The sequence below is a fragment of the Corynebacterium sp. HMSC08D02 genome, assembly GCF_001807505.1.
Lineage (GTDB): Bacteria > Actinomycetota > Actinomycetes > Mycobacteriales > Mycobacteriaceae > Corynebacterium > Corynebacterium pseudogenitalium.
On the sequence record NZ_KV789237.1, the window covers coordinates 185,248 to 196,786 of the forward strand.

The 11,539-nt window shown below is 66.3% G+C and carries 11 protein-coding genes; 9 read left to right on the forward strand and 2 right to left on the reverse strand.

Features of this window, described 5'->3' with window-relative positions:
• The first annotated feature begins 6 nt into the window (after positions 1-6).
• Genes HMPREF3170_RS04315 through HMPREF3170_RS04340 form a run of 6 tightly spaced genes read left to right on the forward strand, consistent with a single transcriptional unit; the run spans position 7 to position 6,373 of the window.
• On the forward strand, positions 7-993 hold the full coding sequence (locus tag HMPREF3170_RS04315) for an LLM class flavin-dependent oxidoreductase (protein WP_070478022.1): 987 nt from the start codon (positions 7-9) through the stop codon (positions 991-993).
• A gap of 11 nt (positions 994-1,004) precedes the next feature.
• Positions 1,005-2,450, forward strand: a complete 1,446-nt coding sequence (locus HMPREF3170_RS04320) for an ABC transporter substrate-binding protein (protein WP_070478023.1) — start codon at positions 1,005-1,007, stop codon at positions 2,448-2,450.
• Positions 2,447-3,355 (forward strand): ABC transporter permease, encoded by a 909-nt coding sequence (locus HMPREF3170_RS04325; protein ID WP_070478024.1) that lies wholly within the window; start codon positions 2,447-2,449, stop codon positions 3,353-3,355. Before HMPREF3170_RS04320 ends, HMPREF3170_RS04325 begins: the two co-directional genes overlap by 4 nt.
• Positions 3,352-4,137 (forward strand): ABC transporter permease, encoded by a 786-nt coding sequence (locus HMPREF3170_RS04330; RefSeq protein WP_070478025.1) that lies wholly within the window; start codon positions 3,352-3,354, stop codon positions 4,135-4,137. Before HMPREF3170_RS04325 ends, HMPREF3170_RS04330 begins: the two co-directional genes overlap by 4 nt.
• Positions 4,121-5,446, forward strand: a complete 1,326-nt coding sequence (locus HMPREF3170_RS04335) for an ATP-binding cassette domain-containing protein (RefSeq protein ID WP_070478026.1) — start codon at positions 4,121-4,123, stop codon at positions 5,444-5,446. Before HMPREF3170_RS04330 ends, HMPREF3170_RS04335 begins: the two co-directional genes overlap by 17 nt.
• An 18-nt stretch (positions 5,447-5,464) precedes the next feature.
• Positions 5,465-6,373: a ribokinase gene (locus tag HMPREF3170_RS04340; RefSeq protein ID WP_070478027.1), complete on the forward strand. Its 909-nt coding sequence runs from the start codon at positions 5,465-5,467 to the stop codon at positions 6,371-6,373.
• Here the strand turns inward: HMPREF3170_RS04340 and HMPREF3170_RS04345 are convergent.
• A complete protein-coding gene (locus HMPREF3170_RS04345) occupies positions 6,353-7,567 on the reverse strand; it encodes an alpha/beta fold hydrolase (RefSeq protein WP_070478028.1) in 1,215 nt (404 codons plus the stop codon). The genes HMPREF3170_RS04340 and HMPREF3170_RS04345 overlap by 21 nt on opposite strands.
• Before the next feature lie 36 nt (positions 7,568-7,603).
• Here HMPREF3170_RS04345 and HMPREF3170_RS04350 point away from each other — a divergent pair, with 36 nt between their 5' ends.
• The 3 genes from HMPREF3170_RS04350 to HMPREF3170_RS04360 are packed head-to-tail and all read left to right on the forward strand — an operon-like array spanning position 7,604 to position 10,904.
• Entirely contained in the window at positions 7,604-8,263 is a 660-nt protein-coding gene (locus HMPREF3170_RS04350; RefSeq protein ID WP_070478029.1) for an aldose epimerase family protein, read from the forward strand.
• A complete protein-coding gene (locus tag HMPREF3170_RS04355) occupies positions 8,247-9,020 on the forward strand; it encodes a CPBP family intramembrane glutamic endopeptidase (RefSeq protein WP_070478030.1) in 774 nt (257 codons plus the stop codon). Before HMPREF3170_RS04350 ends, HMPREF3170_RS04355 begins: the two co-directional genes overlap by 17 nt.
• A 27-nt stretch (positions 9,021-9,047) precedes the next feature.
• Complete coding sequence (locus tag HMPREF3170_RS04360) at positions 9,048-10,904, forward strand: BCCT family transporter (protein ID WP_070478031.1); 1,857 nt, start codon at positions 9,048-9,050, stop codon at positions 10,902-10,904.
• Positions 10,905-11,051: 147 nt separating this feature from the next.
• On the opposite strand, the gene HMPREF3170_RS04365 is transcribed toward HMPREF3170_RS04360, so the two are convergent.
• Positions 11,052-11,249 (reverse strand): hypothetical protein, encoded by a 198-nt coding sequence (locus HMPREF3170_RS04365; RefSeq protein ID WP_141742198.1) that lies wholly within the window; start codon positions 11,247-11,249, stop codon positions 11,052-11,054.
• Between the last annotated feature and the right edge of the window lie 290 nt (positions 11,250-11,539).

The window sequence follows — 11,539 nt, forward strand, 5'->3', positions numbered from 1 at the left end:
GGGGCCATGTCTACCCCACTCTCACTGATTGATTTTTGCACCAGATACTCCGGCGAGTCCGTCGCCGACGCAATGCAGCGCTCCGTTGCATTCGCACAGAAGGCGGAATCGCTGGAGTTCTCTCGTATTTGGTACAGCGAGCACCACAACATGCACAGCATTGTCTCCTCGGTGCCCTCGGTGCTCATCGCCCACATCGGAGCGAAGACCGAGCGCATCCGGCTCGGCGCGGGTGGCGTGATGCTGCCGAACCACTCGCCGTACGTGGTTGCGGAGCAGTTCGGGATGCTCGAGGAGCTCTACCCGAACCGTATTGATCTCGGGCTTGGCCGCGCCCCGGGCACCGACCAGCAAACGCTCGGCCGCGCCCTGCGGCGCGACCCGCGGGCGGCCGAGCACTTCCCGGAGGACGTGCTGGAGCTGCAGGCCTGGCTCAGCGATAGTTCCCCACTCGCCGGAGTAACCGCCGTGCCGGGCGCAGGCACCAACGTGCCGCTGTACATCCTCGGCTCCTCTATGTTCGGGGCGTCGCTCGCAGCGAAGCTCGGTCTGCCGTACTCGTTTGCCTCCCACTTCGCGCCCAACATGCTGGAGCAGGCCACGGCGTATTACAAGGAGAACTACGAGCCGTCCGAGCGCTACCCGGAGCCCTACTGCATCGCGGCCGTAAACGTCACCGCCGCGGACACCGCCGAGGACGCCGAGCGCCAGACCCACCTGGTGCACCGCAACCGGGTGCGCGCCATGATCAGCCGCCGCGGCACCATGCTCAACGACGAGCAGCTCGACGAGGTTGTGCGCTCCCCACAGGGCCAACAGATTATTGGCATGCTGCGCTACACCGCGGCCGGTACCGGTGATCAGGTCCGCGACTACCTCACCGACTTCGCCGCCACCGCGCACGCGGACGAGTTGATGATTTCGCTGCAGGCCCCAACGCATGAAGAGGCGCTGCGTTCGATGGAAATTCTCGCAGGAGTCTGGGACCGCTAGACTCTACACTCATGCATTTCAGCACCCTGTCGCGCGGGCTGATGGCGTCCGCGCTCGGCGCCACGCTCGGACTGAGCCTCGCTTCGTGTGGTCCCGCGACGCCCAGGGAGGATGTGGTCGTCGCAACGCAAGGGCCCCCTGCGGGCCTCGACTTCACCTCCATCGGTGGTGCCGCGGCACCCCAGGCGCTGATGGGCAACATCTACGAGACGCTCGTGCGTATCGACGCCAACGGCGAACCGCAGCCGTGGTTGGCGACCTCGTGGCGTGTAAGCGACGACGGCACCGTCTACACCTTCGACCTGCGCGAGGGCGTGACCTTTTCCGACGGCTCCCCCTTCGACGCCAGCGACGCCGTCTTCTCCATCAACTATGTGAAGGACTCCTGGGTCAACGGCATCAAGGAGAACATGGACCCGGTCGCATCCGCGCGCGCGGTGGACCCGCGCACGCTCGAGGTAACGCTGAAGGCACCGAGCGAGCAGTGGCTGTGGTCCATGGGAACGATGACGGGTGCGATGATGACGCCCGACTCCGTGGGAAGGCTCGCTCGAAACCCGTTGGGCACCGGGCCGTACACGCTGCGCTCGTTTGAGCCCGGCCACTCGATTGCCTTCGACCCGCGGCCCGATTACTGGGGCACAAAGCCGCAAAGCGGGGCCATGATCCGCTACTTCGGCGACGCCATCGCTGCGGTGAACGCGCTGCGCGTCGGCGATGTGGACGTCGTGTGGGCGATGCAGGCGCCGCAGCTACTCGACGCTTTGCCTGAAGACATCACCACCGCCGTCGGTACCACCAACGGCGAGGTGGTCTTCAGCATGAACAACAAGGCCGCACCCTTCGACGACGTCACCGTGCGGCAGGCCGCCGCCTACGCCATCGACCGTGACGCGCTCAACGCGGTGGTCTACAACGGGCTCGCCACCGACACTGGCGGCGCGCCCGTCCCACCGACCGACCCGTGGTTTACCGGCACCAACTACTACCCCTTCGACCCGGACAAGGCACGCGAATTGCTCGCCGGACGCACCCCTGAGGTCACCATCGAGGTGCCCAGCCTGCCGTACGCGCAGACCGCCAGCGAGCTCATCTACTCCCAGCTTCGCAGCGTCGGCTTCCGCGTCACGCTGCACACCGTCGAGTTCCCGGCGGTGTGGCTGAACAAGGTGCACAAGCAGCACGACTATCAGGCGTCGATTATCTCGCACGTGGAGCCGCGCGACATGGTGCACATGTTCGGCAACCCGGACTACTACTTCGGCTACGACTCCGCGCACGCCCGCGAGCTCATGGCGCAAGGCGACCTGCGGGCCGCGGTGGACACCATCATGGCGGATGCCGGGGCGCTCACCCTGGTCAACGCGCCGAACATCGTGCTCTACGCGCCGGGCGTGCACGGGCTTGACCCGAACGTGGTCACCGATTCCCTGCCACTGAACGAGGTGCGCCGATGAAACGCATTGCGTCAACACTGCTGCGGCTGCTCGCGCTGCTCGCCGCGGCCAGCGTGGTGATCTTCCTGCTGCTGCGGGCCATCCCGGGCGACCCGGCGCGCATCGCGCTTGGGCTCAACGCCTCGGATGAAGCGGTGGCGGAGCTGTCGCACACGTTGGGGACGGACCGCCCGCTGGTGGCCCAGTACGTGGGCTGGATCGCGGCGATGCTGCGCGGTGACTTCGGGGTGTCGCTGGCCAGCGGCGCGGACCTGGGTCCGGTGATCTGGCAGCGCGCGGGGGTCTCGCTGGTGTTGGCGGTGGCTGCGATGGTGTTGTCGCTGGCCATCGCGCTTCCTGTCGGGATCTGGCTGGCGCGGCGAAACAGTGCGGTGCTGTCCGGGCTGACGCAGCTGGGCATGGCGGTGCCGAGCTTCGTTGTCGGCATTGTGGCCGTGGCGGTGTTCTCGGTGCGTTTGGGCTGGTTGCCTGCCAACGGGTGGGGCACGGCTGCGCACGCGGTGTTGCCGGTGCTGTCGCTGACCGCCGTGCAGACGGCGATCCTGGCGAGGTATATCCGCACCGCGGTTTCCGAGGAGCTCGAGCGCGACTACGTGCGCACCGCGCGCTCTACCGGTGCGAGCATGACGCAGGTGGTGCGCGAGCACGTGCTTCGCAACGCCGCGCTGCCGGTGCTCACGGTGGTGGGGATCCAGCTGTCCGCGCTGGTGGTCAGCGCCGTGGTTGTGGAGCAAGTCTTCGCCATCCCCGGCCTTGGCTCTTTCCTGCTGGACTCGGTGCGCAACCGCGATATCACAGCGGTGCAGTCCACGATGATGCTGCTGGTGGCGTTTACGCTACTGGTCAACGCGCTCGTGGACATCGCCTACGGGGTCGTTGACCCGCGTGTCAGGAGGGCGAAGTGAACCCGAAACGAATAGCTGGGTGGATAACGCTGGGGGCCATCGTGTTCGTGGCGGTGCTCTCCCTAGTGTGGACGCCCTACGACCCGCTGCAGGCCATGCCGGCGCAGCGCCTCGCCGCACCAAGCGCTACGCACTTGCTCGGCACCGACGAGCTGGGCCGCGATCTACTCTCGCGCATCATGATGGGCGCGCGCTACACCGTTGCTGCGAGCGCAGGTGCCGCCGCGCTCTCCCTGCTCGTGGGCGTGCCACTCGGGGTGCTCGCGGGCATGCGACGCTCCTGGACGGAGCGCGCCGTCATGGGCGGCAGCGACGTGCTCATGGCGTTTCCGGCGCTGCTGCTGGCCATCGCGTTGACCGCTGCATTCGGCGCCAGCATGTGGATCGTGGTGCTCGCCCTTGGCATCGCGGGTATCCCCGGGTTCGTTCGGGTCTCGCGGGTAGCCACGCTTCGCGTGATGTCCCAGGACTACATCCTGGCCGCGCGCCTGAACAAGGTGCCTGGGATTATGGTGGCGTGGCGCCACGTGCTGCCGAACATCCTGCCGGTGGTCATCACCCAGATCGCGGTGGCGTTTTCCATGGCGGTGCTGGCCGAGTCGGGCCTGTCCTTCCTCGGTTTCGGTGTGCAGGCGCCCTTTGCGTCCTGGGGCCGGATGCTGCAGGCCAGCCAGCCTTACCTGGCCACAGCCCCGCACCTTGCGCTGTGGCCGGCGCTGGCCATCGCGCTGACGATTCTCGCGTGCAACGTAGCAGGAGGCCACCGTGATCAACGTTTCTAACCTCCGCATCGAGGGCCTGCTGCACGGCATCAGTTTCACGCTCGAGCGCGGCCAGCGCCTCGGCATCATCGGCGAGTCCGGGTCCGGCAAGTCACTCACGGCGCTGTCCATCATGGGGCTCACGGACCTCCCCGCGGAAGGCTCCATCACCGTCGACGGCGTCGAAATGATCGGCACCTCCGAGCGGACCCGCCGCCGCGTGCGCGGCTCTCGCGTCGCAATGGTCTTCCAAGAACCCATGACGGCACTCGACCCGCTCAAGAAGATCGGCAAGGTCGTGCCGCGGCACCTGCTGCAGGAAGTCGGCGTCGACCGCCCCGAGGCTTACCCGCACGAGCTCTCCGGCGGGCAGCGCCAGCGCGTGCTCATCGCGCTTGCCCTCGCCGGCGACCCCGATTTCTTGCTTTGCGACGAGCCCACCACCGCCCTTGACGTCACCGTCCAACGCCAGATCCTGGACCTCATCGACGCCGTGGTCCGCCGCCGCGGCATGGGGCTGCTGTTCATCTCCCACGACATGCCGGTGGTCAGGCACATGACGCAGGAAGTTCTGGTGTTTCGCGCTGGGTCGATCGAGCCGACGGACAGCGCCTACTCGCGCAAACTGCTCAACCCGACGCTGCCCACGCTCGCGACTGCGCCACGCGAGGTAGGCGCGCCCGTGGTCACGCTTCGCGACGTCTCCGTCACCCGCGGCACCACCAAAGCACTACGCAACGTGAACCTGGAGGTCCGCCGGGGCGAGCGCATCGGCATCGTGGGCGGTTCTGGCTCCGGCAAGACCACCCTCCTGCACGTCATCGCGGGCTTGCGCGGCGTCGACTCCGGGGAGGTCCGCATCAACGGCGGCTGCCAGATGGTGTTCCAGGACCCCTACTCTTCCCTGGACCCGCGGATGCGGGTCGGGGCGTCGGTGGAGGAGGCGGGCGTCGATACGCGGCGGGCCCGCGAGGTGCTTGCCGCGGTGGGCCTCGAGGGCACCGAGCGACGCTTGCCCCGCGAGTTCTCCGGCGGGCAGCGCCAGCGCATCTCTATCGCGCGCGCGACCGCCGCCACCCCCGATATCCTGCTTGCGGACGAGCCCGTCTCCGCCCTCGACGCCACCCTGCGTAACCAGGTGCTCACCCTGCTCGACGAGCTCGCCTCCACCCTCGTGTTCGTCTCCCACGACCTCGGCGTGGTGCGCGCGCTGTGCCCTCGCACGATCGTGATGCACGAGGGCGAAATCGTGGAGGAGGGCCGCACGCAGGACGTCCTGCGTAATCCGCAGCACGAATACACGCGGCGCCTCATCGACAGCATGTTTTAGGCGCTACTGTGGGTGGGTATGAAGATCGTAGTAGTTGGTTCCATTAACGCAGACCTCACCGTCAACGTTGCCCGCCACCCTAACCCGGGCGAAACCCTACTGGGCGAAGGCGGCGGGCTCACCGCCGGAGGCAAGGGCGCCAACCAGGCGTGCGCAGCCGCGAAGCTGGGCGCGCATGTGGCGCTAGTCGGCGCGGTTGGTAAGGACTCGAACGCGGCACCGGCGCTCGCGCTCCTGGAGGTCGCGGGTGTGGACCTCACCCACGTCGAGCAGAAAGAGGAGGTCACCGGCCTTGCTGTGATCACCGTGGCCGCCGATGGCGAGAACACCGTCCTGGTCGTGCCCGGCGCGAACGCCGAGGTGGACGCGAACCACGTTGAGCGCCACGTCGCCGCCATCGAGGACGCCTCACTCGTGTTGCTGCAGGGCGAGATCCCCGCGGACGGCTTCGCCAAGGCGGTCGAGCTGGCGCAGGCCCACGGTGCGCGCGTCGTGGTCAACCTTGCCCCCGTCGTGGAGGTGGACCGCGCAGCACTGCTCGCCGCCGACCCGCTGCTCGCCAACGAGCACGAGGCCGGCCTCATCCTCGAGCAGCTCGGCGTCTCCCCGCAGGAGCCCCCGGAGCAGCTGGCCCAGCAGCTTCTCGACGCCGGCTTCGCCTCCGTCGTGCTCACCCTCGGTGCGGCCGGGGCGCTCATCGCCGACGCGGATGGGTTGCGCCCGGTGGCCACGCCTCGGGTGGAGGCCGTCGACACGGTTGGCGCTGGTGACGCGTTCGCGGGCGCGCTGTGCCACCGCCTGGTTGAGGGCGACACCCTGGACGAGGCCGCGAAGGTCGCGGCGAAGGTCGGCGCGATCGCTGTAACGAAGCCCGGCGCGCAGCCCTCCTACCCGAGCGCCGTCGAGCTAGACGCCTACGATTTCTAACAGCGCACCCAGCACGGTCTCGCCGTGTCTGCGCAACCCGTCGTGCTGCATCTGGTCGTTTTCCCACACGTTGATGCCGAGTGCCTCGGCGGTCTCGAGGGAGAACTGGCGCGGCACGTACATATCCTGCGTATAGACGGCCGCCGCGGTCCGAATCCCGTGGTCGGCTGCGTTGAACCCTGCAGCCCCGGCGTAAAGGTTGGGCCAATCGTCCTTGGCCGCCAGCTCGTGCGCTGCCTGTTTGAAGGGGCGCAGCGCCGGGTCCTCGTCGAATTGGAACGGGAAGACGTGCTCGCCGGTGAGCAACCCTTCGCCGGCGCCGAAGCCGGGAGTGCGCTCGGCGACGCGCTGCGCCGACCACGCGGTCGCACCCGGTACGGTACCGCCGTAGATGGATTCGTGGATCACCCCGTAGAGCGGGCCAGACTCGTAGCTGACCAGCGCGCCGATCTGCGCAAGCACGTCCGTGCGCATCGCACCATTCGGGTGGAAGGGGGCCTCGAGCAGCGCCGCGATCGTGCCTGCGCCGCCCTCCTGCCCCAACAGCGTGCCGATGGTCCGGAAACGCCGCGCGCTCAGCCGCTCCCCGGTTGGCAGGAACTCCTCGCGCTGCTCGAGGTGCTCGCACACCTCCGCGATGCGCTCCTGCGCCCACGGCACTGCCTCGAAGAGCTCCTCGTGGCGGGCCCGCACGGTGGCGAACGTCGCCTCGTACACCTCGTCCACGCCCCTGCTGATCGAGGGCAACCCACCCGTAAACAGCGCCGCACGCAGCGAGTCCGGGTAGCGCAGCATGTAGTGCACCAGGCAGAACCCGCCGAAGGACTGGCCCAGCACGTCCCACTGCGCCAGCCCCAGCGTGCGGCGCAGCGCTTCCGCGTCGTCCACGATGACGTCGGCGCGAAGACGGGTGAAGTCGATGGTGGCGTCGCCAAGCATGGCGCGATCGATGCGGGAGGAGCGGCCCGTGCCGCGCTGATCCAGCAGCACCACCTGGTAGCCGCGCTTGGTGGCGTACTCGATCCACTCGAAGCGCTCGCGTGGGCTCGGGAAACCTGGGCCGCCCTGGAGGAAGAGCAGCGCCGGCGCGTCCTTCGCGGTCGTGGCGCTGCGCACGATGCGCGCGAACAGCTGCACCCCCTCGCGCTCGAAGGGGACATCAACGCAGTGGAGAGAGGAAGCAAACAGAGACATGGCCCTCATGCTATACCCCCACTAGCATTGGGAGCCGTGACGCAACCACTGTTTTTTCATTCCCAGCACAATCCGGCCCACGGAGGCATCCCAGTTGTTGCCCCGTGGTTCGCACAGACCCTCGGCGAGCAGATGCACGGCTGGGCAACCAGCCTCGAGTGGCAACACGACGGCGACACGATGCGCGTGAGCCACGACAACTTCCACCTCGTCTTCCGCAGCCAGCTTGACGACGCCCGCTCGCGCTTCGAACTGACCATCACCAACGGGGCGACCACCCCGCGGCCCGTCCAGATCGCGCTGCACCCCTACTGGGCCTGCGACGCGGCAACCGCGGAGCTCTCGGGTGTCCAAGGCTCCCGCTTCCTCGACAAAACCGACGGCGAGTTGAAGACGGTGGAGGGCCCGCTGCGCTTCGGCAACGAAACCGACGCCGTGATTGCCGGAGCGACCAGCGCCGTCCTCCGCGACGCCACGCGCGAGCTCACGTTTACCTGCACCGGCACCGACCACCTCGTGGTGTGGAACCCCGGCCCCGACGTCTGCCGCGACGCCGAGGACCTCGGCGACGACGACTGGGCGCACTTCGTGTGCGTGGAGCCAGCGCTGCTCGGCGAAGACCGCCGCGGCGTGACCCTGATCCCGGGTGCTTCCGCGAGCATCGCGCTGGAGGTCGCCGTTGCAGCCCTACCCTGAGTACCACCTCCTCGCCGCTGAACGGCCGTGGTGGCGCGCGCTCATAGAGGCGCTGCTGCTCGTAGCGTTCTTCCTCACGCTGACGCTGGCTGCCTTCTTCTTCCTGGACGCCACCGGCGACATGGAATCTCAGCTGGCCATCGTGCTCAGCCTTGCGCTGACGCTGCCGGCGGCGTTCCTCGCAGCACGGGTGGCCGGACGCGATCCGGCGCTGCTCGTCAGCGTGGCGGGCCGCGTGCGCTGGCCAATCGTGCTTCGCAGCAGCCTGGTCATGCTGGTACTGTTCGGCCTGACCACGCCGTGGGAAGACATCGACCTCACGCCAATCCTGCTGATGTACGTGCTCATCACGCCGTTTCAGGCGGCGTCGGAAGAGTTCATGTTCCGCGGCGCTATCCCCCAGATCGTCGGCACGTGGGTGCGCTCGCCGTGGGTGGCGTACGCGGTACCGGTCATCCCCTTCGTGGCGTTGCACGAGTACAACTGGATCGGACTTACCGACATCCTCGTGTTCACCATCTGCGTCTCCGCCCTTGTCTGGTACACCGGCGGACTCGAGGCCGCAGTGGTGATGCACGCGTTTAATAATATCTCTGTTTTCTTCATCGAACCCGACGCCAGCCCCACCGAGCTTGGGTGGGTTGACCTGGCGTTTTCTTCCGCATTCACCATCGGTACAACGCTGCTCCTCCTGGCTATCAACCGCCGAAAACGTCCGGACCCAACTAGCCATATCGTCCCGGATGCGGTTAACTAAGAGACTCACAATCTCAAGGAGCACCTCATGTCCAGCACCAATGCTGCACCCGCCTACCCCGACGACATGCACCCCGGACTCGTCCCCGGGATCAGCGTAGAAGAACAACGCAACCGATTCGGGGTGGACAAACTCGTCTTCGGTGTCACAGCGGTGCTCATCGTCGCGTTCATCATTTGGGGCATCGCCGCCCCAGACACCGTCGGCGAAGTCGCCGGCAACGCACTGAACTGGGGCATGTACAACTTCGGCTGGCTGTTTAACATCATCATGTCCGGCTGCGTCGTCCTGATGCTCGTCATCGCGTTCTCACGCTTCGGCACCATCAAGCTCGGCAAGGACGACGAGGAACCGGAGTACTCCTTCTTCTCCTGGATCGCCATGATGTTCGCGGCAGGTATTGGCGTCGGCATCTTCTTCTTCGGCCCCTCCGAACCCCTCAACCACTACATCACCCCACCACCGCTGACTGTCGACGCCGAAACCCCCGAAGCCCTGCACCAAGCCATGGCGCAGTCCCACTTCCACTGGGGCGTTTCACCGTGGTCAGCCTACGCACTCGTCGGCGGTGCCCTCGCCTACTCGACGTACCGCCGCGGCCGCGTCTCCCTCATGTCCTCCATCTTCACCCCGCTGACCAAGGGTGGTGCCGCGTGGACCGGAAAGATCGTCGACATCCTCGCGATCGTCGCCACCCTCTTCGGCACCGCGGCCTCCCTCGGCGTTGCGTCCCTGCAGATCACCGAGGGCGTCTCCATCGTCGGCGGCATCGAGGTGTCCACCGGCGTGCTCATCGCCATCGTGATGCTGCTGTCTACCGGCTTCATGATCTCGGCCGTCTCCGGCGTGTCCAAGGGCGTGCGCATCCTCTCCAACATCAACATCACCCTGACACTCGGCGCGATCTTCTTCGTGTTCGTCACCGGCCCGACCCTGTTTCTCACGAACCTGATCCCGTCCGGCACGATCGCGTACGTCGACAAGTACATGGACATGGCGTCCCGCTCACTGACCTGGGGCTCTGAAACCCTCGACTTCCAGGCAGCCTGGACCGCTTTCTACTGGGCATGGTGGATCGCCTGGACCCCGTTCGTCGGCATGTTCATCGCCCGCATCTCCCGCGGCCGCACGCTGCGCCAGTTCGTCATCGTCACCATCGTCGTACCGACAACCGTGCTCATCCTCGCGTTCACCATCTTCGGCGGCACCGCCATCTCCTTCAACCGGGACAACATCCCAGGTTTCGACGGCACCAGCTCCACCGAAAGCGTCCTCTACGCCATGTTCGAGCAGCTGCCCTTCTACGGCCTGACGTCCGCCCTCCTGATCGTCATCCTCTCGATCTTCTTCATCACCTCCGCCGACTCCGCCTCCGTCGTCATGGGCACCATGTCCTCCAAGGGCGACCCGGCGCCGAAGAAGCTCATCGTGTTGTTCTGGGGTGCGTGCATGATGGGCATCGCCGTCGTCATGCTGCTCACCGGCGGCGAAGACGCGCTGTCCGGCCTGCAGTCCCTGACCATTCTCTCCGCGCTGCCCTTCTCCGTCATCCTGATCTTCATCGGCATCGCCTTCCTGCGGGATCTCTCCACCGACCCACTCGCGATCCGCAACACCTACGCGCGCTCCGCGATGCGCGCCGCTGTGATCAAGGGCCTCGAAGAATACGGCGACGACTTCGAACTCACCGTAAACCAAGCCGACGAAGGCAAGGGCGCCGGCGCCGACTTCGACTCCACCGCCGCCCACGTCACCGACTGGTACCAGCGCACCAACGAGGACGGCGAAAACGTCAGCTACGACTACGAAACCGGCACCTGGGCCGACGGCTACGAAGCCGAAGACTCCGATTCTGAGTCTGGGTCTGGGGCCAAGAAGGACTAGCTCGGCAGGGCGCCGACCAGCTCGGCTCATCAGCGCCCTTTGCGCAAATGGGAGTAACAGGATTGTAGTAATCCGGATTTTGGGAGGGGAAAAAGGGATTACTACAATCCTGTTACTACCTTTTAGGTTTTACGGCCGAGCCTCACCTCATCGATGCAGCACCCCGGGCAGCTTCAACATACCCGTGTGCAGCCCGAACGCGACAGCACCACCGATCAACACCGCCAAGATTCCGAGCACGATACCAACGATGCTGCCCTTCGAAGAGCCTGGCATAGGTGCTGCCGTCGGTTTCGCTTGAACAGTCATTTTCGTTTCGTTGCCGGCAGCATCACGAACCTTCACGATGTCTCCTGCCTTGAGCGGCTGCGACAACCGAAGACTCCACCTCTTTTTACTGTCCGCCTGAACAGAGCTTTCGCCCTGGCCAGTCACTGACACCGTTAACGTCTGACCTGCACGATCAGCCCCACCACGGAGCTCTGTCGCTCCCTCAACGACAGTGTCCAGAGTTGGTGCCTTCTTTGTCCGCGGGGCGGACGGTTTCGTGGTCGCGGTTGTCCGCGGCGTGGACTCCGGAGCCGACGTCGTAACCGATGGTTTCGGCTTCGTGGTTGTCCGCGGGGCGGACGGTT

Bases quoted from the DNA above. Each gene is read 5' to 3' on its own strand.
- HMPREF3170_RS04315 (WP_070478022.1), top strand. From the start codon at position 7: ATGTCTACCCCACTCTCACTGATTGATTTTTGCACCAGATACTCCGGC.
- HMPREF3170_RS04320 (WP_070478023.1), top strand. From the start codon at position 1,005: ATGCATTTCAGCACCCTGTCGCGCGGGCTGATGGCGTCCGCGCTCGGC.
- HMPREF3170_RS04340 (WP_070478027.1), top strand. From the start codon at position 5,465: ATGAAGATCGTAGTAGTTGGTTCCATTAACGCAGACCTCACCGTCAAC.
- HMPREF3170_RS04360 (WP_070478031.1), top strand. From the start codon at position 9,048: ATGTCCAGCACCAATGCTGCACCCGCCTACCCCGACGACATGCACCCC.
- HMPREF3170_RS04345 (WP_070478028.1), bottom strand. From the start codon at position 7,567: ATGTCTCTGTTTGCTTCCTCTCTCCACTGCGTTGATGTCCCCTTCGAG.
- HMPREF3170_RS04325 (WP_070478024.1), top strand. From the start codon at position 2,447: ATGAAACGCATTGCGTCAACACTGCTGCGGCTGCTCGCGCTGCTCGCC.